General features: G+C 68.0%; 14 protein-coding genes. 11 read left to right on the forward strand and 3 right to left on the reverse strand.

All coding sequences use genetic code 11. From position 1 onward, the window contains the following. Positions 1 to 32: 32 nt before the first annotated feature. Positions 33 to 3,137 (reverse strand): efflux RND transporter permease subunit, encoded by a 3,105-nt coding sequence (locus tag JCR33_RS01855; protein ID WP_211109998.1) that lies wholly within the window; start codon positions 3,135 to 3,137, stop codon positions 33 to 35. Next, a complete protein-coding gene (locus tag JCR33_RS01860) occupies positions 3,137 to 4,354 on the reverse strand; it encodes an efflux RND transporter periplasmic adaptor subunit (RefSeq protein ID WP_198880295.1) in 1,218 nt (405 codons plus the stop codon). Before JCR33_RS01860 ends, JCR33_RS01855 begins: the two co-directional genes overlap by 1 nt. Positions 4,355 to 4,878: 524 nt before the next feature. On the opposite strand from JCR33_RS01860, the gene JCR33_RS01865 reads away from it, so the two are divergent. From JCR33_RS01865 to JCR33_RS01890, 6 genes are all read left to right on the forward strand, one after another. After that, complete coding sequence (locus JCR33_RS01865; protein ID WP_198880296.1) at positions 4,879 to 6,702, forward strand: extracellular solute-binding protein; 1,824 nt, start codon at positions 4,879 to 4,881, stop codon at positions 6,700 to 6,702. Positions 6,703 to 6,766: 64 nt separating this feature from the next. Continuing rightward, positions 6,767 to 7,099, forward strand: coding sequence for an antibiotic biosynthesis monooxygenase family protein (locus tag JCR33_RS01870; RefSeq protein WP_198880297.1), 333 nt, complete (start codon positions 6,767 to 6,769; stop codon positions 7,097 to 7,099). 254 nt (positions 7,100 to 7,353) lie between these two features. Further along, complete coding sequence (locus tag JCR33_RS25195; RefSeq protein WP_198880298.1) at positions 7,354 to 8,601, forward strand: calcium-binding protein; 1,248 nt, start codon at positions 7,354 to 7,356, stop codon at positions 8,599 to 8,601. Positions 8,602 to 8,666: 65 nt separating this feature from the next. After that, positions 8,667 to 10,703, forward strand: coding sequence for a TonB-dependent hemoglobin/transferrin/lactoferrin family receptor (locus JCR33_RS01880; protein ID WP_198880299.1), 2,037 nt, complete (start codon positions 8,667 to 8,669; stop codon positions 10,701 to 10,703). After that, positions 10,703 to 12,568, forward strand: a complete 1,866-nt coding sequence (locus tag JCR33_RS01885; RefSeq protein WP_198880300.1) for a DUF4214 domain-containing protein — start codon at positions 10,703 to 10,705, stop codon at positions 12,566 to 12,568. The genes JCR33_RS01880 and JCR33_RS01885 overlap by 1 nt, the downstream gene beginning before the upstream one ends. A 172-nt stretch (positions 12,569 to 12,740) precedes the next feature. Further along, the gene (locus tag JCR33_RS01890) at positions 12,741 to 14,555 is read left to right on the forward strand and encodes a DUF4214 domain-containing protein (protein ID WP_198880301.1); all 1,815 of its coding nucleotides are present in this window, start codon (positions 12,741 to 12,743) and stop codon (positions 14,553 to 14,555) included. Positions 14,556 to 14,592: 37 nt separating this feature from the next. Here JCR33_RS01890 and JCR33_RS01895 read toward each other — a convergent pair whose 3' ends face one another. Further along, the gene (locus tag JCR33_RS01895) at positions 14,593 to 15,252 is read right to left on the reverse strand and encodes a sulfite oxidase-like oxidoreductase (protein ID WP_198880302.1); all 660 of its coding nucleotides are present in this window, start codon (positions 15,250 to 15,252) and stop codon (positions 14,593 to 14,595) included. Positions 15,253 to 15,395: 143 nt separating this feature from the next. Between JCR33_RS01895 and JCR33_RS01900 the strand changes: the two genes are divergently transcribed. From JCR33_RS01900 to JCR33_RS01920, 5 genes are all read left to right on the forward strand, one after another. Further along, positions 15,396 to 16,466 carry a LacI family DNA-binding transcriptional regulator gene (locus JCR33_RS01900; RefSeq protein ID WP_198880303.1) on the forward strand — a complete coding sequence of 357 codons (1,071 nt, stop codon included), beginning with the start codon at positions 15,396 to 15,398 and terminating at the stop codon, positions 16,464 to 16,466. Then, positions 16,463 to 17,473, forward strand: coding sequence for an ABC transporter substrate-binding protein (locus JCR33_RS01905; RefSeq protein ID WP_198880304.1), 1,011 nt, complete (start codon positions 16,463 to 16,465; stop codon positions 17,471 to 17,473). The genes JCR33_RS01900 and JCR33_RS01905 overlap by 4 nt, the downstream gene beginning before the upstream one ends. Before the next feature lie 110 nt (positions 17,474 to 17,583). After that, positions 17,584 to 18,405: an ABC transporter permease gene (locus JCR33_RS01910; protein ID WP_198880305.1), complete on the forward strand. Its 822-nt coding sequence runs from the start codon at positions 17,584 to 17,586 to the stop codon at positions 18,403 to 18,405. A gap of 4 nt (positions 18,406 to 18,409) precedes the next feature. Beyond that, entirely contained in the window at positions 18,410 to 19,216 is an 807-nt protein-coding gene (locus JCR33_RS01915; RefSeq protein WP_198880306.1) for an ABC transporter permease, read from the forward strand. Next, the gene (locus tag JCR33_RS01920) at positions 19,213 to 20,253 is read left to right on the forward strand and encodes an ABC transporter ATP-binding protein (protein ID WP_198880307.1); all 1,041 of its coding nucleotides are present in this window, start codon (positions 19,213 to 19,215) and stop codon (positions 20,251 to 20,253) included. The genes JCR33_RS01915 and JCR33_RS01920 overlap by 4 nt, the downstream gene beginning before the upstream one ends. The last annotated feature ends 2 nt before the right edge of the window (positions 20,254 to 20,255 follow it).

A 20,255-nucleotide genomic window follows, 5' to 3' on the forward strand; every position in this document is an offset into this window, starting at 1 on the left:
CAATCGGCGCCCCGGTCAGCGGGGCGCCGCCGCTATGCATTTCCGGGTGCGGCTTCGTCGTGGCGAGGGGCGCCGATGTGGCCGAGTTCGTCGGCGATGGCCTTTTCGATGGCCGAGCGCGGCTTGGTGAAGCGGGCGAGGAGGTCGTAGAGCACCGGGGTGAGGAAGAGGGTGAGGGCGCTCGACAGGAGCAGCCCGCCCACGATGACGGTGCCGATGGCGATGCGGCTTTCCGCCCCCGCACCCGAGGCGAGCACCAGCGGCACGGCGCCGAGCACGGTGGACACCACCGTCATCGCGATGGGGCGCAGGCGCAGGACGGTGGCTTCGACCACGGCATCGCGCACGCTCCGCCCCTCGTCGCGCAGCTGATTGGCGAACTCCACGATGAGGATGCCGTTCTTCGCCATCAGCCCGATGAGGAGGATGATGCCGATCTGGCTGTAGATGTTGAGCGTGAGGCCGGCGGCGGCCAGCGAGAACACCGCGCCCGCGACCCCCAAGGGCACGGTGAGCATGATCACGAACGGGTGGACGAAACTCTCGAACTGGGCCGCGAGCACCAGGAAGACGATGAGGAGGGCGAGGCCGAAGGTGGTCGCGACGCCGCTCGAGGTCTCGCGGAACTGCTGGGACTGGCCGGCGAGGCTGATGCGCGCCTCGGCGGGGAGGGAGGCGCGCGCCGCCCCTTCCAGGAACTCGATCGCCTGGCCGAGGGTCGCCCCGTCCGCCAGCGAGCCCTGGATGGTGATCGAGGGGAGGCGGTTGTAGCGCCGCAGCGACGCGGCGGCCGCCGTCGGCTTCACCGTGACGAGGGCGCTGAGCGGCACCAGCGTCTCCCCGTCGGCGGCGCGCACGAAGATGAAGTCGATGTCGGACGGGGAGGCGCGGTCGTCGCTCGCCGCCTGCATCAGCACCGGATACTCGCGGCCGCGGTCGACATATTTGGTCACCTCGCGCGAGGCGAGCAGGGTCTGGAGAGTGCCGGCGATGGTCTCGACGCTGATGCCGAGATCGTCGGCCCGCTCGCGGTCGAGGGTGACGTCGAGCTGGGGCTGGTTCTCCTCGTAGTCCATCTCGACGTTGGAGAGGAGGTCGGAGCCTTCGGCGATGGCGAGGAGATCGTTGGCCCAGCTCTTCACGCTCTCGAAGTCGGGTCCGCTGACGACGACCTGCACCGGGTTGCGGCTGCCCCTGAGGCCGAGGCCGGCGGGGGAGAGGGGGAAGCCGCGGGCGGCGGTGACGGTGCGCATCTTCGGCCCCATCGCGGCGATGATGGCGCGGTGGTCCATCTCGCGCTTGTCCCAGTCGGCGAGGCGCAGCACCACGAAGGAGCGGTTGGGCCGCCCCCAGCTCCCGGAGTAGGTGAAGATGGTCTCCACCACGCCCTCCTGCCGCAGCGGTTCGGCGATCGCCTCCACCTGCTGCGCCGCCGAATCGGTGAATCCCACCGTGCTTCCCTCCGGCGCCGTCAGCGGCACGAACACGACGCCGCGATCCTCGCTCGGCGTCAGCTCCTGCGGGATGTTCACGTAGACCACGGCGCCGAGGGCGGCGATGCCTCCGGCGAGGCCGATCACGATGAGCGGCATTCCCACCGCCGCGTTGAGGATGCGGCGGAAGCCCCCGAGCACGCGGCCCTCACCGCCGGCGCCCACCCCGTCGCGATTGGTGAGCACCTTGGAGGCGAGCGCCGGACAGGCGCTGAGGGCGACGAAGGTGGAGATCGCGACGGCGCTCGCCATGACGAAGCCGAACTCGGTGAAGAGGCGCCCCACCTGGCCGTCGAGGAAGGAGAGGGGGATGAACACGGCGATGAGGGTGAGCGAGGTGGCGATGACGGCGAAGGTCACCTGCCGCGAGCCGAGCACGCTCGCGACGAGGACGCTTTCGCCGAGATCGAGGCGGCGTTGGATGTTCTCCAGCACGACGATGGCGTCGTCCACCACCAGGCCGATGGCGAGGAGGAGGGCGAGCAGGGTCAAGACGTTGATCGAAAAGCCCATGGCGCCGATCAGCACGAAGGTGCCGACCAGCGCGACGGGAATGGTGATCGCGGGAATGAGCGTCGCCCGCCAGGAGCGCAGGAAGGCGAGGATGACGAGCATGACGAGGATCAGCGACATGCCGAGGGCGATCACCACCTCGCGGATCGAGGCGGCGACGAAGATCGCGTCGTCGGAGCCGACCTCGATCGCCATGCCCTGCGGCAGGCCCGGCGTGAGCGCTTCGATCTCCGCCCGCACGCCGTTGGAGATGGCGATGGTGTTCGACTGGCTCTGGCGCACCACCGCAAGGCCCACCGCCGCCACGCCGTTGTTGCGCACGATGGTGGTGTCGTCGGCGACGCCGGCGACGATCCGGGCGACGTCGGAAAGGCGGATCGGGTAGCCGGCGACGCGGTCGATGACGACGTTGCGGAACGCCTCCACCGTCGGCAGGCGGCTGTTGAGGCGCACCATGAGCTGGCGGGAGGTCGATTCGATCTCGCCGGCGGGCAGCTCCACGTTGGCCCGCTGCAGCGCCTGCTGGATGTCGGTGACGGTGAGGTTGCGCGCCGCCATCGCCCGGCGGTCGAGCCAGATGCGCACCGCATAGGGGCGGTCGCCATAGAGGTCGATGGAGGCGACGCCGGGGACGGTCGCGAGGCGGTCGACGACGTAGCGGTCGACATAGTCGGTGATCTCGGCCGGGGTCATCCGGCTCGAGGTCACGGCGAGACGCATCACGGGGTCGCCGTCGGCGTCGCTCTTGACCACCTGCGGCTCGTCGACGTCGTCCGGAAGCTCGGCGCGGACGCGGGCGACGGCGTCGCGCACGTCGTTGGCGGCCTCGTCGATGTTGCGGCCCACCTCGAACTCGACGGTGATCGAGCTGCGGCCGCGCTGGCTCGAGGAAGACAGCGTCTTCACGCCGGAAATGCCGGCGATGGAGCCCTCCAGGATCTCGGTGATGTCGGTGTCGACGATCTCGGGGGCAGCGCCGGTGTAGGTGGTGCGCACCGTGACGACGGCGGTGTCGATGTCCGGAAGCTCGCGGATCGGCAGCCGCAGCAGGGCGCCGATGCCGAAGACGATGATGAGAAGGCTCGCGACAGCGGCGAGCACCGGCCGGCGGATCGAGAGGTCGGACAACATCAGCTGCGGCTCCGGCCCCTCGTGGGGGCGGTGGTTGCGCCGCCGGTGTCGGTCAGGGGACCGGCTGCCTGCGGCGTCTCGGTGGCGGCCTGCTCCGTGGCGGGAAGCGCCGGCGCCTTCGACTGCGGCGATGTCTGCGGGCCAACGGTCTTGAGCACGGTGACGCCGGCACCGTCGCGCACCGACTGGATGCCTCGCGTCACCACCTCGTCGCCGGCGGCGATCCCGTCGACGATCTCGATGAGGCCGTTGCGGCGCAGCCCGGTCTCGACCGGCCGGCGGTCGGCCTTGCCGTCGACCACCACGAACACGAAGGGCTCGCCGCCCTCCACCGCCAGAGCCTCCTCGGGCACCACGATCCCCTGGCGGTCGGCGAGCTCCAGATCGAGGCGCATGAACATGCCGACCGGGAGCGCGCGGTCGGCGTTGGGCACGCGGGCGCGCACGCGGAAGGCGCGGGAGGCCGAATCGACCCGGCTGTCGACGGCGACGACGGTGCCGGTGAAGGTGCGGTCGGCGAAGGCCGCACTCGTCGCCGCCACGCGCTGGCCCTCGTGGATCTGGCCGTAGACGGTCTCGGGAAGGCTGAACTCGATCTCCACCTTGGAGAGGTCGTCGAGGGTGGCGAGGACGGTGGAGGTGTCGACGCGCGCGCCGAGGTCCACCCGGCGGATGCCGAGGACGCCGGAGAAGGGGGCGCGCACGGTGCGATCCTCGAAGCGGCGGCGGGCGCGGTTGACGGCGGCGGCGGCGACGGCGCGCTCGGAGCGGACCTGCTCGAGGGTCGCCGTGCTGACGGTGCTGGCGTTGGAGCGCATCAGCGTGTTGGAGCGGGCGAGGCGGCTGTCGCGCTCGGTGAGGAGGGCTTCGGCCTCCTCCAACGTCGATTCCTCGATCTCCGAATCGAGCCGGGCGAGCACGGCTCCCTCACCGACCTCCGCCCCGGGCTCGATGTTGAGCTCCACGAGGCGCCCCTCGGCGAGGGGCACGATGTCGACCGACTGCAGGGCCCGCGTGGTGCCGACCGCTTCGACGCGCTCCACGAGCGTGCGGGTCTCGGCGAGGGCGGTTTCGACGGTTGTCGTGCGGGGGCGGGACGGGCTCCTGCCGCCGCCGGTGTCGGCGGCTCGGTTCACATGGTCCTGGTAGAGGGTGTACCCCCCGCCGGCGAGGGCGGCGAGCGCCATGAGCACTACGATCTGTCGTCCGATATACATATTTTCTCCCGAGCCCCGGTCTCCGCACGCCGCCGGCGCTCCGACGGGATGACTATTCGGGGATCCGCGCACCGAATCAATCGCGATCTGCGCAGAGAAGCGCGACTTTTGCTCGCGCTCCGAAGAATCCGACCATCCGAGTTCTCGGATTGCAGAGTCGGTTCGAGTTGAAAGGACAATTCAAGATCGTGTGAGGTCGAGAATTATTTGTATCACCCGATCAACTGCGAGGAAAATGGGCACACGTTGCCGTCCGAAAGGGCCGTTCATCGGGAATCCGCGGTGACGGCGCCGGGTCCCGCGACGATCATCGCCGACGATCCTGGTGGGGAGCCGACGTCGCCCGATCGCCCCGAGAGAGGCACGAGTTTGATCAAGTCGTAAGTATAGATTCGAATAGATCTAATTATAGACTGAAACATGCGACAGAAAATTGATTGACTCGCTCAGTCAAGTTTAAGACATCCTCGCGCCCAAGGGTGGAGCTATGGGCGCGCCCGATCATCCGATCCGGGAGCGAGGGTATGGGGCGCACGACGGCAGCGCGGACGACGACGGCGGCAGGGAGCGGCTTCGGCCTCACTCGGCGCCGCGTTCTGGCGCTCGCCGGCGCGGCCGGAGCGCTCCCCTTCGGCGGGCGCCTCGCCGCCGCGGTCGGCGCCGAGTGGCAGGTGCCGGGCTTCTCCCCCATCGGCGACGTGCGCTACGGTCCCGGCTTCGCCCACTTCGACTACGTGAACCCCGACGCACCGAAGGGGGGGCGGCTGCGTCTCACCCGCATCGGCGCGTTCGAGGACACCGAAACGCTGACCTATCCGGCCCGCGCGCCCTCCGACCTGCGGCTGATCTATGATCACCTCATCGTGGCGAGCGACGACGAGGTGGCGAGCTACTACGGCCTCCTCGCCGACGGGCTCGAAGTCTCCGACGACTACGGCGAGATCGTCTTCCACCTCCATGGCGACGCGCGCTGGCATGACGGCCAGGCCGTTTCGGCGGCCGATGTGGTGTTCACCCTCGAGACGCTGAAGGCGAAGGGGGCGCCGTTCTACCGTCAGGCCTTTCGGCCGCTTTCGGTGGAGGCGGTCGATGCGCGGACGGTGGTGGTGCGCAACGCGCGGACCGGCGATCGCGACGTCATGCGCCGCCTCGCGACGATCCCGATCCACGCCGAGCACGCCTATCGGGACGGCTCGCCCGCCGCGCCGCTGGGATCGGGCCCCTATCGCATGGCCACCGTAGAGGCGCCGCGCCTCCTGGTGCTCGAGCGCGCCGCCGACTACTGGGCGGCCGAGCATCCGGTGAACCGGGGGCGGTGGAATTTCGATCGGATCGAGATCGACTATTATCGCGATGCCAACGTGGCGCTCGAAGCCTTCAAGGCCGACGAGGCGGACGTGCGCGAGGAGGACAGCCCGACCCGGTGGAGCGAGGCCTATCCGGAGGCCGCGCTCTCGTCCGGCGCGATGCGGCGGCAGGCCTCGCCGACGCTCTCGGTCGGCGCCCTCAACGGGCTCGTCGCCAACCTGCGCCGACCCCTGACGGCGGACCGTCGGGTGCGGCTGGCGCTGGCGCTCGCCTACGACTTCGGCGAGGCGAACCGGCTGCTCTTCCACGGCGCCTACAAGCCTCTTCAGAGCGTCTTCGCCGGCACGCCTCTGGCCGCCGAGGGCGTCGCGGGGGAGGGCGAGCGCGCGCTCCTCGGGGCGGACGTCGATGCCGCGACGCTTGCCGATCCCGATCCCTTCGCGGGCCTGCCGGCGCCCGGCTCGCGGGAGGCGCTCGCCTATGCCTCCCGCCTCCTCGACGAGGCGGGCTACCCGGTCGTCGACGGCGTCCGGCGCGACGCGGCCGGCGCGCCGATGCGGCTCGAAGTGCTGCTGATGACGCCGAACTTCGAGAAGCCGACGGCCTGGCTGTCGCGTGCGGCGCGGCGCCTCGGCGTGGAGCTCGTGGAGACGCGCACCGATCCCGCGACGGCCTCCCGCCGCATGCTCGGCAAGGACTTCGACCTCGCGGGCCTCACCTGGACGCCGGCCCGACTGCCCGGCACCGCGGAGCGGCTCCTGTGGCACAGCGCCCTCGCCGACATGCCGAATTCCTATGCCCTCGCCGGGCTGCACGATCCGGCCGTCGACCGCACCATCGAAGCGCTGGAGCAGGCGGCCGATCCCGATGCGCTCGCCGTCGCCGGCCGCGCCTTCGACCGCGCCTTCCGTCACACCCTCGCCCTGATCCCGCTGTGGCGCGACGACGAGGTGCGGACCGCCTGGTGGGACCGGTTCAGCCGTCCCGCCGCGGAGGAGGACGGCTTTCCACCCTCGCCGATCGACCGTTGGTGGGCATGACAGATCCGACCGACGGGCCGTTCGCCCGCTTCTGCCGTTTTGCCAATCCTAAGGAGAGTTGTTGATGTTCATCGCGATGAACCGGTTCCGCGTGCGCAAGGGAGCCGAAGCGGAATTCGAGGCGGTCTGGCTCGATCGCGACGTCAAGCTGCGCAAGGAGCCCGGCTTCGTGGAGTTCCACATGCTGCGGGGTCCCGAGGCCGACGACCATCGCCTCTACGTGTCCCACACCATCTGGGCGAGCCAGGAGGATTTCGTCGCCTGGACGAAGGGGGAGGCCTTCCGCGAGGCCCACAAGGGCGCCGGCTCCCGTGCGAGCCTCTACATCGGCGGCCCCCAGTTCGAAGGCTTCGAGGTCATCCAGACGGTGGGGCAAGAGGCCGAAGCCGTCGCGTAAGACACAGTCGTCGCCTGCCGGTGTGGTGGGCGACGACCTCTCTTCGTGTAGAACTATTCTAATAAAAAGTATTTCTATACCTTAGAGATAGTACACTATACTTGTTGCGTCAGAGTGACACTCTGTGACGATCAAGTTCAATTGTTGACACATCGTCTTGCCTCAATCATGACTCCGGTCGACTAGATTTATGGCGTGATCAAGCCGCGGAAAGCTGCGGCTGGCGGGGCGCTGTGTCCAAGGAGCTTTAAGCAATGATCGTGATCGACGCACGTGGCATGTCCGATGGGATCGACTATGCTACGTACCTTGCCAGTTACTATTCGGGGCTGACGACCGGGTCCTCCACGTTCCACGGTGGTGAGCCGGTCTCGGCGTTCGGCGGCAGCTACTACGTCAGCGGCTCGCAGGTTTCGTTCTCCTACGGCGACGACGTCGATCAGATGACGCTGCTCGAAGGTTCGGACATCTCCTACGACTTCCTGACCTACGGCTCGGACTACGGTCACGGCATCTCTGGCGAGATCGACGGTGTCATCTTCGGCATCGCCGACGCGGACACCACCACCGTCGACGGTACCGAGAACGGCCTCGTCACCGGTCTCGACGGCCTCGTCGTCTACAATCTCGACCTCACCGCCGAGCCCGGCGCGGGCACGGGCTCGGACAATCTCGTCTATAGCTTCTACTCCGCCGTTCGGAGCGCCGGGACCGATTCGAGCTACATCGACTACCTCTACGAGGTGTTCTCGAGCGACGCGCAGCGCTTCCTCGGCAGCGAAGGCGACGACATCTTCACCGCGACCGAGTATGACGACGACCTGCGCGGCTACGGCGGCGACGACGAGCTGAGCGGCGGCGCCGGCGACGACTTCGTCGCGGGTGGCGAAGGCAACGACATCCTCTCCGGCGACGCGGGCAGCGACAGCCTGCTCGGCGGCATCGGCGACGACCAGCTGTTCGGCGGTGCGGGCGACGACGAGCTGCGCGGCAACGCCGGCGACGACCAGCTGTCGGGCGACGAGGGCGCCGATCGGATCATCGGCAACGCCGGCGACGACACCCTCTGGGGCGGCGAAGGCAGCGACACCCTCTATGGCGGTGAGGGTCGCAACATCCTCATCGGCGACGAGGGGGACGACAAGATCATCGGCGGCAGCGGCAACGACATCATCCGCGGCGACGAGGGGGCCGACATCCTGCGCGGCAACAGTGGGTACAACACCTACGTCTTCAACGACCTCTCAGACAGCCTGAGCGAGGCGCGCGACCGGATCGTGACGTTCAACTCCGGCAGCGACAGCATCGACCTGTCGGGTCTCGATCTCGACCTCACCTACATCGGCGGCGAGGGCTTCTCGGGCGAAGGCGAGGCCGAGGTGCGGGTCAAGACGAGCGGCGATCTGTCCATCATCCAGATCGATTCCGACGGCGACGCGGTCGGCGACATGTTCGTGATCGCCTACACCGGCGACATCGTGGAGAGCGACTTCATCCTGTGACGACCCGGCGCGCCGGCCCGGGTGCTCGGCGCGCCATTCCCGCTCACCCCTCGCGAGTGTCTCCGGTGTCCGTGTTCCGCTCCTCCGCCATCGCCGCATTGCTCGTCGGCCCGCTCCTGACGCATCCCGCGACCGCTCAGGTGATCGTGCTTGATGAGATCGTCGTGAATCCGACCACCGACGGGGAGGAGGGTGAAGAGACTGCGTACGAGACTCCCGCGCCGGTCGACGTGATTACCCGCGAAGAGATCAACCGGGAGACCGGCGCCGGCGTTGCCAGCGTCCTACAGAATGTGCCGGGTGTCATTGCCCCGACCAACGCGGACGATCCCGGCGTTGCAGTCAATATCCGCGGCATGCAGGACTTTGGCCGCGTGAGCGTGACGATCGACGGGGCACAGCAGAATTTCGGCCGCAGCGGCCACAGCGCCAACGGTGTCGTCTACATCGATCCCAACATGGTGAAGTCGATCGAGGTGACGCGTGGCCCGGTTGCCGTGGTCGGCGGTGGCGCCATCGGCGGCAGCGTCGCCTTCACCACGATCGATGCCGATGATGTCTTGAAGGGCGACGAGACGGTTGCCGCGCGCGTGACGACGTCGGCGGAAAGCAACGGTCCCGCCGGGTCCATCCATGGTGAGGCTGCGACACGCATCGGCGACGCCTTCGACATCGTGGCCGCCGCGACGCTCCGGTCGGCCGGTGACTATACGACCGGTGACGGCGACGAGCTGCTGAGCGCGCAAGATCTCCTCTCCGGTCTCATCAAGGCGCGGCTGCGCGTCGCGGAAGGGCACGAGACCACGCTGACCGCGCTGCGCTTGCGCAACAACTACGACAACGGCATCTCGACCGTCCGTCGCACCGAGACCACCGACACGACGCTCAGCCTCGGCCACCATTGGGCGCCGGCCGACAACGATCTCATCGACCTTCAGGCGCGTGCCTACTACACCGGCACCCATCTCGATCAGGAAGACGTTGACGGTGACCTGCTCGGCGCGCAGCGCAGCTTCGATGTCGCCACTTTCGGAGGCGAGCTCTACAACGTCGCCCGCTTCGACGCCTACGGCTTCAGCAACGAGACCATCGTCGGCGCTGACGGTTACGTCGATCATGTGGAGACCAGGGACCCCGAAGGGTACGCCGAAGGCTCCACCCCGAGCGGCGACCGTCAGGTCTATGGCGCCTATATTCAGCACACCGTACGGCGCGGCTGGTTCGAGGTGATCGGTGCTCTGCGCTACGACGGCTACGGCCTTCAGGGGACCGACGAGACCACCGGCGACGACATCGATCGCACCGGCGGGCGCATTTCCCCGAAGATCACCGTGTCGGTGACGCCGGTTGATCCGGTGACGGTCTACGCAACCTATGCGGAAGCCTTCCGCAGCCCGTCCGTCACCGAGACGCTGATCCAAGGTGAGCATCCGCCGCCGGTGACTTTCCCGTTCTACCCCAACCCGGACCTGAAGCCCGAGGTGGCACACAACATCGAAGCCGGCCTCATGCTGCGCTTCAACGATCTCCTGACGGCCGGCGACAAGCTGCGCCTCAAGGGATCGGCCTTTCAGAACAACGTCACAGACTATATCGATCTCGAGTGCTCCACCTTCCCGCTGCCAGGAGGGTGCACCTACGTCAATATCGATGAGGCGCAGATCCGCGGCATCGAGCTTGAGGGACTCTACGACGCTGGCCGCTTCTATGGTCAGCTCGCTGCGACGGTCCTCGACAGTCGCAATCTCGATGAGGGGGGCGAGCTCACTAACGTGCCGCCGAGCCGGGTGTCCGCCACGCTTGGCATGCGCGCGTTCGAGGGACGCCTCGACATCGGCGCCACGGTCACGCTGGTGGGCGAGAAGAAGGACGCGTCCGAGCTCTTCGGCCTGACTGGCGACTCCTACGGTCTCCTCGATGCCTACGCCAACTACATGCTCGATGAGGACACCGTCGCGAGCCTGTCGCTGAAGAACATCCTCGACCGCGAATACACGCAGTATCTCAACTTGCAGGCAAGCCCCGGCTTCACCGCGATCTTCTCGGTGACGCGCCGCTTCGGCGGCTCGCCCAAGCTTGCATCTCTTTCCGGAGCGTTCTGATGACGATCACGATCACCCTTCATGCCGATGGCACTGAGGGCGCGGACTACGACGCGATTCTCGCAGGCCTTGAGACCGACTTCGTATCGAGCGGCTACCCCTATTTCGAGGTCGACGACGAAATGATCATCGTCGGCGAGGTCGATGGCGCCGACACGGAGATCATCGTTCTCGAAGGCGAGGACATGGACTACGACCTCGGCACCCACACGGTGTCCGGGACGCTGAACAGCATCACCATCGGCACTCTCGGCGACAGCTATAATGCCGACGACGGGTCCTTCGATCTCGACAGCGACGGCAACATCACCGGCTACACCGCGTCGATCGAGATCAGCGGCCTCTCCGTGTCGAACACGTCGAGCGAGCGGGGGGACTTCCACGAGCTGGTTGCCGAGCTGATGTATCTCGGCGGCGAGAACGCCGAGGGCATCACCAACCTCCTCGACATCCTGGAATCGTCCGCCCACAACGTCATCGGCTCGTCCGGCGGCGACCACTACACCGGGACGAAGTACAACGACACGATCCACGGTGGCGACGGCGACGACGACCTGGCGGGCGGCAAGGGCAACGACCAGATCCTCGGCGACGCGGGCAACGATACGCTGTCGGGTGATGGCGGCAGCGACACGGTGTCCGGCGGCGCGGGGAACGATTCGATCGACGGTGGAGACGGCGCCGACAGCCTGACGGGCGTTGCCGGTGACGACACCATCGTCGCCGGTGCAGGCGCGGACAGTGTCGACGGCGGGACGGGTAACGACAGCATCTCCGGCGACGCGGGCGCCGACAGCCTCAGCGGCAGCGCCGGCGACGACACGATCTCCGCGGGTGCCGGCGCCGACACGGTCGATGGCGGGAGCGGCGACGATCTCATCTACGGCGACAGCGGCACCAATACCCTCTCCGGCGGAGCGGGCGACGACACCATCGTGTCGGGCACGGGCGACGACGTCATCGACGGCGGCGACGATAGCGACACCGCCGTGTTCGCCACCGCCTACAACGCGGCCACCGTGAGTGGCACGACGGAAGACTGGACCGTCACCACCAGCACCGACGGGACCGACACGGTGTCGAACGTTGAGGTGCTGGAGTTCGTCGACGGCCGGATGGTCTACGACAACGAGGACAACGCCGCCGTCGCCCTGCGCATGTACGACGCCGCCTTCGGCCGCGATCCGGATCTCGTCGGCTTCAACACCTGGATCGAGCAGCTCGACAGCGGGCTGACGGTCGAGGAGATGGCGGACAGCTTTGCCGCCTCCGCCGAGTTCACCAAGACCTACGGCTCGCTCTCCAACGAGGAGTTCGTCGAGCAGCTCTACCTCAACGTGCTCGATCGCGAGGGGAACGAGAGCGGGATCGCCGCTTGGACCAGTCAGCTCGACAGCGGCAACATGGATCGAGGCGAGGTGCTGGCGCGCTTTTCGGAGAGCCAGGAGCACATCAACAAGTTCTCCGATGAGGTGGAAGCCGGCATCTGGGACGCCGACGAGGACGCCGCCTCCACCGCGCGCCTCTACTACGCCGCGTTCGGCCGCTCGCCGGACGCCAGCGGGCTCGCCACGTGGACGGAATATACCGAAGAGGATGGGCTGGAGTTCGTGGCCGAGCGCTTCGTCGCCTCGAAGGAGTTCCAGGTGCGCTACGGCGACCTCGACGACGAGGCGTTCGTGACGCTGCTCTACAACAACGTGCTCGACCGCGACCCCAACGAATCGGGCCTCGAAGCGTGGGTCAATCAGCTCGAAAGCGGCAACATGACCCGTGCCGAGGTGCTCATCGGCTTCTCCGACAGCAAGGAGCACCAGATCCTCACGGCCAGCTCCGTGCTCGACGACGGCGTTCTTCTCGCCTGACGTCGCCGGTGGCGCCCGTGCGGGGCGGGCGTCACCAACCTTTCACAATCGAGGTCCGGACAAGCGCTTGCGTCGGAGGGGGCCGACCTTGTAGCGTCTATGTCCTGTCATAGCTTCGGGGTGCGGCAGACCAGTATTCGCCGGGCTCGCACTTGCGATGTGAGATGCGGCGATGAGCATTGACCTTGATCTTCGCTTTCCGAGTTATCGCCGGATCGACGTCAACGCCCTCCTGCACGACCTCACGTCCGACTTTGTGACGACGACGGTCATCGTCTCCAGCGGGGCGATTGTGTTCCTCGGCAAGGACGAGGGGGCCGATACGCGATATATCGCGCTTCGGGCCCCTATAGGCTCGGGCAGTCGTCTGTCGTACGACCCGGACACGGGCGAGGCGTCGGGTTCGGTCCACCGCATCAGCTTCGGCCGCCTCGGCCAAACCTACAATGAAGACGACGGCACCGTCGATTTCGGCCGATTGGGGACATCCAGCGGCGCGCCTCAAGAGCTGTTGATCTCTGGCTTGTACAGGACCTTGGGCGTCGACATTCAAACTTGGATCGACGCGATCCTGGCGCTCGACGGGCAAGGAACACAGATCGACTTTCTCGACGCTGCTCTCGAAGCCGGACCGATCACGCTTGAAGGGTCGTCGGCTCGAGACGTCTACGTCGGAACGCCTGCGGATGATTCTATCAACGGACGTTCGAACGACGACCGCCTCTTCGGTGGTGACGGTGACGATTCAATAAACGGCTTTGACGGCAACGACTTCATGGACGGGGGTCCCGGCGACGATTTTCTGATTGGCGGGGACGGGATGAACACCGTCCTCGGCGGTGCTGGCGACGACGTCGTCAGTGGGGCTTTAGAAGGGGGGAGCCGCCTCGACGGAGGGGACGGCAACGACTATATCTCCGGCAGCCTGGACGATGACTGGATCACCGGGGGCAACGGCGACGATCTCATTATCACTTCGCCGGGTCTCGACACGATACAGGCCGGCGCCGACGACGACACGGTTCGCGCCACGGCTGCGGACGTGGACAGCGTGTCACAGGACCACAGCGACATTGACGGCGGCGCCGGGACCGACGTCATCGACATGAACACCTTCAGAATCCCGTATCTCGACGTCACGGTCGTCAACGACGACGGCGTCATCTCGGTGACCGGCGATACCGTCATCGACATGACGCTGACCAACGTCGAGGTCTTGAAGTTCGTCGATGGTCAGCTCGATTTCGACAACGAGAGCAGCGCGGCCACGGTGCTGCGGCTCTATGAGGCCGCGTGGGGCCGCGGGCCGGACCTCGTGGGCTTCAACGAGTGGATCGAGCGACTCGAGGGTGGCGCGTCGCTGGAGGATCTGGCGGAAAGCCTCACTGCGACCAACAGATATCAGGAGATCTACGGCGGCCTCTCCAACGAGGAGTTCGTCGAAACGCTCTATCAGACGGCGCTCGGCCGCGATGCCGACGCGACGGGCCTCGCCGGATGGACCGCGCGGCTCGACAGCGGCGTGATGGAGCGCAGCGAGCTGCTCTGGCGCTTTGCCGAGAGCCGGGAGCACGTTGCCCAACTCGCCGACGTCGTCGCCGAAGGCCTCTGGAGCGCCAACGAGAACGCCGTCAGCGTGTCGCTCCTCTACCTCGCCGCATATGACCGGATGCCCACGTACGACGAGTTCGACCGGGACTACGGCACCGTCAATTTGGAGCGGCTGAACTGGGTCGCCGATCAGATATTTTCGAGCGACGAGGTCCAGGATCGGTATGCCGGGCTCGACGACGAAGGCTTCATCACCGCGCTCTACAACGACATTCTCGGCCGCGACCCCGATGCGGCGGGTCTTGCAGCCTGGACCCATCAGCTCGACGAGGGCCTGCAGGACCGATCGGACCTGTTCCGCAACTTCGCCGAGGGGCGCGAGCATCAGAAGCTCGTGGCCGATCAGGTGCTCGCCGACGGCATGATCTTCAGCTGAGGCGGCGCGGCCTCGGGGCGGGAGGCGCCGGCGCGCCTCAGTCGCCGCTGTAGCGCTGTTCGCGCCAGGGATCGCCGTACATGTGGTAGCCGTTCTTCTCCCAGAAGCCGGCGCGGTCGTTGCCGATCAGCTCGATCCCCGACAGCCACTTGGCGCTCTTCCAGAAATAGAGATGCGGCACCACCGCCCGCAGCGGGCCGCCGTGAGCGCGGGTCAAGGGCTCGCCCTGCCAGTGGGTGGCGAGAAGGGCGTCCTCGGCGGCGAAGTCGGCGAGGGGGAGGTTGGTGGAGTAGCCGTCGGCGCTCGTCAGCATCACGTGGCGGGCGTCCGTCGTCGGGTGGGCGAGGTCGAGGAGGTCGCGCACCGTCACGCCGCGCCACAGATTGTCGTAGCGCGACCAGGTGGTGACGCAGTGGATGTCGCTCGTCACCTCCGTCTGCGGCAGCGCCGTGAACGCCGCCCAGTCGAGGCTTAGCGGGGTTTCGACGAAGCCCGTCACCCTGAGCGAAAAGGTCTCGAGCGGAACGTGTGGCTGCAGGCCGAGGTCGAGCACCGGCCAGTCGCGCACGAGGTGCTGTCCCGGCGGCAGCCGCTCGGCCTCCGGCCGGGTCGTGCGACCGGTGAGGAAACGCCCCTCGGCGGCCCAGCGCCGCTTGGTGGTGGTGAGCTTGTTGTCGGGCGGGGTGTGGTCATCCATCGCGGCATCTCCGGTGGGTCGGGGCACGCTCGCCCCGTGAGCCCATCACGTCAAGCCGCGTGAGGGAGGCCGGCGGAACGGGCGTCATCGTTCTGAGATGAAGCGCCTCTATAGGGCGGTGGAAACGTTCCCAAAGGCCGGCCATGACCACCATCCAGGACGTGGCGATGCGGGCGGGATGCGCGATCTCCACCGTGTCGCGCGTCCTCAACGGCTCGCCCCATACGACGGAAGCGACGCGGGTGCGGGTGATGGCGGCCGTCGACGAGCTCGGCTACCGCGTCAACACCATCGGCCGCAGCCTCAAGACGCAGAAGACCGGCGCGTTCGGCGTGCTGATCCCCTCGATCACCAATCCGGTGTTCGCCTCCTCCCTCGGTGGCATCGAGGAGGCGGCGCGCACGGCCGGCTACGACATCATCGTCACGACGTCCAACTACGACCCCGGCCGCGACGGCGAGGCGGTGGAAGCGCTCTTGGCGCGGGGCGTCGAGGGGGTACTCCTCACCGTCACCGATCCGGCGACGGGGCGCGTCGCCGACCGCCTCGCCGCACGGCATGTGCCTCACGTCCTTCTCTACAACCAGCCGATCGACCCCGCCGTCGCCGCCGTGACGGTGGATAACCGCCGCGCCACCGCCGACCTCACCGGTGAGGTGATCGCCCGCGGGCATACCGACATCGGCTACGTTTCCGGCGTCTTCGGCTCGTCCGACCGCGCGCGGATTCGCTATGCCGGCTATTGCGACCGGATGCGCGAGGCGGGGCTGAAGCCGCAGGCCGCGGTGGAGGTGCCCTTCGTCGGGCAGGACCGCGACTTCGTCGCCGCCGTCGCGCGCTTCCTCAACGCGCCGACGCGGCCCACCGCGCTCCTGTGCTCCAACGATCTTCTCGCCATCCGCATCATGGCGGCGGCGCGCACCCTCGGGCTACGCGTGCCGGAGGATCTGTCGGTGGCCGGGTTCGACGGCATCGACATCGGCCGGATGGTGGAACCCTCGCTGGCGACGATCCTGCAGCCTGCCGCCGACATGGGTCGGCAGGCGGTGCAGTTCCTGTTTGCTCTGATGAGGGGAGAGCGGGAGCCCGCCACCCTCATCATGCCCCACACCTTTCGCCCCGGCCGATCGCTCGCAGCGGCCCGGGGAGGAACCATCGCCGGCGCGTTGCGAGCCGCTCCGGCACCCGCCCTCAACCGAAAGACCATCCCATGACCATCAAGTCGACCCTCCTCGCCGCGGGCCTCGCGCTCGCGCCGCTGATGGCCGCCGCTCCGGCGAGCGCGCAGGATGCCATCTGCTACAACTGCCCGCCCCAGTGGGCGGACTGGGCCTCCATGCTGGAGGCGATCAAGGAGAATGTCGGCATCGCGATGCCGCACGACAACAAGAACTCCGGCCAGACCTTCGCCCAGATCATGGCCGAGCGCGGCAGCCCGGTGGCCGACGTCGCCTACTATGGCGTGACGACCGGCATCAAGGCCGCCGCCGAAGGCGTGGTGGAAGCCTATAAGCCCGCCCACTTCGACGAAATTCCCGACGGGCTGAAGGATCCGGACGGCCGCTGGTTCACCGTCCACTCCGGCACCATCGGCTTCTTCGTCAACGTCGACGCGCTCGGCGGGGCGCCGGTGCCGGCCTGCTTCGCCGACCTTCTGAAGCCCGAATATGAGGGCATGGTCGGCTACCTCGACCCCTCGAGCGCCTTCGTGGGCTATGCCGGCGCCGTCGCCGCCAACCTCGCCTTCGGCGGCGACCTCGACAACTTCGACCCCGGCATCGACTACTTCAAGAAGCTCGCCGCGAACGATCCGATCGTGCCCAAGCAGACCGCCTACGCCCGCGTCGTCTCCGGCGAGATCCCCATTCTCTTCGACTACGACTTCAACGCCTACCGGGCGAAGTACACCGAGGACGGCAACTTCGAGTTCGTGCTGCCGTGCGAGGCGAGCGTGGTGGTGCCCTACGTGATGAGCCTCGTGAAGGGGGCGCCGCACGAGGAGAACGGCAAGAAGGTGCTGGACTTCATCATGTCCGACGAGGGGCAGGCGATCTGGACGAACGCCTTCCTGCGGCCGGCCCGCGACATCGAGCTGCCGGAGGAGATCGCGGCGAAGTTCCTGCCCGCCTCCGAGTATGCGCGCGCCGTGCCGGTGGACTACGCCAAGATGGAGAAGGTGCAGGCCGGCTTCGGCGAGCGCTACCTCGACGAGGTGCGCTGACGCGCGCCGCCGCGGTGCCGGTCCCGGCCGGCGCCGCACCGCATGGACGTCGGCCGGGAGCGTTTCGCCTCGATCCCGGCCGCCACCCACCCCGGACCTGCGGAGACAGCATGACCACCCGCTTCGGCGCCTTCGATGCCGCGCTCGCCCTCCCGGCGCTCGTCTTCGCGCTCGCCTTCTTCCTGGTGCCGATGGGCGTGCTCGCGGTGGTGGGCGGGTCGGGCGAGGACGGGCTCGGCGCCTACCTCACCGTGATCACCAACCCGCGCCACATGCGCGTGATGCTGGCGACGCTGCTCCTGTCGGCGCTCGTCACCCTCGCGACGCTCGCCGTCTCCACCACGGTGGGCCTCTTCCTGTCGCGCAACGCCTTTCCAGGGCGCGCGGTGCTCGTCTCGGTGCTGACCTTGCCGCTCGCCTTTCCCGGCGTGGTGGTGGGCTTCCTGGTGATCATCCTCGGCGGGCGGCAGGGGGTCATCAACACCCTCTCCGTCTCGCTCGGCGCCGGCCGCATGGTGTTCGCCTATTCGATGACGGGCCTCTTCCTCGGCTATCTCTACTTCTCGATCCCCCGCGTGCTCCTCACCGTGATGGCGGGCATCGAGAAGCTCGACCGGGCGACGGTGGAGGCGGCGCGCTCGCTCGGTGCCTCGCCGCTCCAGATCCTGCGTGACGTGACGCTGCCGGCGCTGAAGCCGGCGCTGATCGCCTCCGGCGCCGTCGCCTTCGCCACCGCCATGGGGGCCTTCGGCACCGCCTTCACGCTCGCGACCGACATCGACGTGCTGCCGATGCTGATCTACACCGAGTTCACCTTGCGGGCGAACTTTGCCACGGCGGCCGCCCTTTCGATCGTATTGGGGCTCGTGACCTGGGCGGTGCTCGCGGTGGCGCGATCGCTCGCCGGCACCACGGTGGCGGCGGCGGGGTAGGGCGATGCGCCGCGGTCTCTCCTTCTGGCTTCAGCTCGCCTTCACCGTCCTCGTCGCCGCCTTTCTGGTGGTGCCGGTGGTGCTGTCGATGCTCGCCGGCGTCACCCAGAACTACATGCGCGGCCTCTCCTCCGGGGTGACGCTGAAGTGGGTGGGCGAGGTGCTCGCCCTCTACCAGGGCACCATCGGCCTGTCGCTGCTCGTGGCGGCGGCGACGCTCCTCGCCACCCTCCTTGTTGGGGTGCCGGCGGCGTGGGTGATGGTGCGTCACCCGTCGCGCTGGACGCGGGCGTTCGAGGAGATCATCACGCTGCCCGTCGCGGTGCCGGGGCTCGCGATCGCCTTGGCGCTGATCCTCGTCTACGGCGGCGTGCGCGAGTTCCGCGCCTCATGGCTCTTCATCCTCGTCGGCCACGTGCTCTACACGCTGCCCTTCATGGTGCGCGCGGTGATGGCGGTGCTCCAGTCGATCGACGCGCGGACCATGGAGGAGGGCGCCGCCTCGCTCGGAGCGAGCGCGTGGCAGCGCTTCATCACGGTGATCGTGCCCAACGCGCGGCCGGGCATTCTCGCCGGCGCACTGATGGTGGTGACGCTGTCGCTCGGCGAGTTCAATCTCACCTGGATGCTCCACACCCCGCTCACCAAGACGCTGCCGGTGGGGCTCGCCGATTCCTACGCCTCGATGCGCCTCGAGATCGCCTCCGCCTACACCCTCATCTTCTTCGTGATGATCATCCCGCTGCTCGTCGCGATCCAGATCGTCGGGGCCGGCGCGCCGCGATCCAAAGCCCCGCGAAAGTCCTCATGACCGAACCCTCCGGCACATCCGCGACGCTGACGGGCGTCGCGAAGACCTTTCCCGACGGCACGCGCGCCCTCCACCCGACGGACCTTGCGATCGCGCGCGGCGAGACGCTGGTGCTCCTCGGCCCGTCCGGCTGCGGCAAGACCACGCTGCTGCGCCTCATCGCCGGTCTCGAGGCGAGCGACGCGGGCGGTGCCATCCACTTCGACGGCGAGGACGTGACGGCGCTGCCGATCGAGCGTCGCGGCGTCGGCATGGTGTTCCAGTCCTACGCGCTCTTTCCCAACATGAGCGTTGCCGAGAACGTCGCCTATGGTTTGCGCGTGCGCGGCATGGGACGGCGGGCCCGGCTCGCCGAAGCGGCATCCTTCCTCGCCCTCTGCCGCATCGAGGAGCTTGGCGAGCGCCGCATCACCGAGCTTTCCGGCGGCCAGCGCCAGCGCGTCGCGCTCGCCCGGGCGCTGGCGGCGAAGCCCCGCATCCTGCTCCTCGACGAGCCGCTGACGGCGCTCGACGCCAACCTGCGCGAGACGCTGCGGGCCGAGATCGACGAGCTCCTTCGCCGCCTCGAGGTGACGTCGGTCTATGTCACCCACGACCAGGCCGAGGCGCTGATGCTCGGGGACCGGATCGCGGTGATGGAGAAGGGTCGCATCGCCCAGATCGGCACGCCGCAGGAGATCTACCGCGGTCCGGCCACGAGCTTCGTCGCCGAGTTCGTGGGGCTCACCAACGAGCTGCGCGGCGAGGTCGCGGCCGGTGTCTTCCGGGCCACCCACGGCGCGATGCCCGCCCGCCACCTCCGCGACGGAACGCACACGCTGCGCTTTCGGCCCGAGGACGCTCTCGTTGGCCCCGCCACCTCCGTCGGCGACGGGTTGGTGATGGAGGTCGCGGCGGCTGTGTTCGTCGGCGGCCACCAGATCGTCACGCTCGCGGGGAACCCGCCCTTGCGCGCCCACGCGCCCGCCGACATGCCGCTCGCTCTCGGGGACCGCGTCGGCCTCACCCTCCGTCCCGACGCCATCAAGACGTTCTGACC

It is taken from the genome of Acuticoccus mangrovi, from assembly GCF_016411865.1.
GTDB classification, from domain to species: Bacteria; Pseudomonadota; Alphaproteobacteria; order Rhizobiales; family Amorphaceae; genus Acuticoccus; species Acuticoccus mangrovi.

Bases quoted from the DNA above. Each gene is read 5' to 3' on its own strand.
- JCR33_RS01890 (WP_198880301.1), top strand. From the start codon at position 12,741: ATGAGCATTGACCTTGATCTTCGCTTTCCGAGTTATCGCCGGATCGAC.
- JCR33_RS01895 (WP_198880302.1), bottom strand. From the start codon at position 15,252: ATGGATGACCACACCCCGCCCGACAACAAGCTCACCACCACCAAGCGG.
- JCR33_RS01910 (WP_198880305.1), top strand. From the start codon at position 17,584: ATGACCACCCGCTTCGGCGCCTTCGATGCCGCGCTCGCCCTCCCGGCG.
- JCR33_RS25195 (WP_198880298.1), top strand. From the start codon at position 7,354: ATGATCGTGATCGACGCACGTGGCATGTCCGATGGGATCGACTATGCT.
- JCR33_RS01900 (WP_198880303.1), top strand. From the start codon at position 15,396: ATGACCACCATCCAGGACGTGGCGATGCGGGCGGGATGCGCGATCTCC.
- JCR33_RS01905 (WP_198880304.1), top strand. From the start codon at position 16,463: ATGACCATCAAGTCGACCCTCCTCGCCGCGGGCCTCGCGCTCGCGCCG.
- JCR33_RS01855 (WP_211109998.1), bottom strand. From the start codon at position 3,137: ATGTTGTCCGACCTCTCGATCCGCCGGCCGGTGCTCGCCGCTGTCGCG.
- JCR33_RS01860 (WP_198880295.1), bottom strand. From the start codon at position 4,354: ATGTATATCGGACGACAGATCGTAGTGCTCATGGCGCTCGCCGCCCTC.
- JCR33_RS01885 (WP_198880300.1), top strand. From the start codon at position 10,703: ATGACGATCACGATCACCCTTCATGCCGATGGCACTGAGGGCGCGGAC.
- JCR33_RS01870 (WP_198880297.1), top strand. From the start codon at position 6,767: ATGTTCATCGCGATGAACCGGTTCCGCGTGCGCAAGGGAGCCGAAGCG.
- JCR33_RS01920 (WP_198880307.1), top strand. From the start codon at position 19,213: ATGACCGAACCCTCCGGCACATCCGCGACGCTGACGGGCGTCGCGAAG.
- JCR33_RS01865 (WP_198880296.1), top strand. From the start codon at position 4,879: ATGGGGCGCACGACGGCAGCGCGGACGACGACGGCGGCAGGGAGCGGC.
- JCR33_RS01915 (WP_198880306.1), top strand. From the start codon at position 18,410: ATGCGCCGCGGTCTCTCCTTCTGGCTTCAGCTCGCCTTCACCGTCCTC.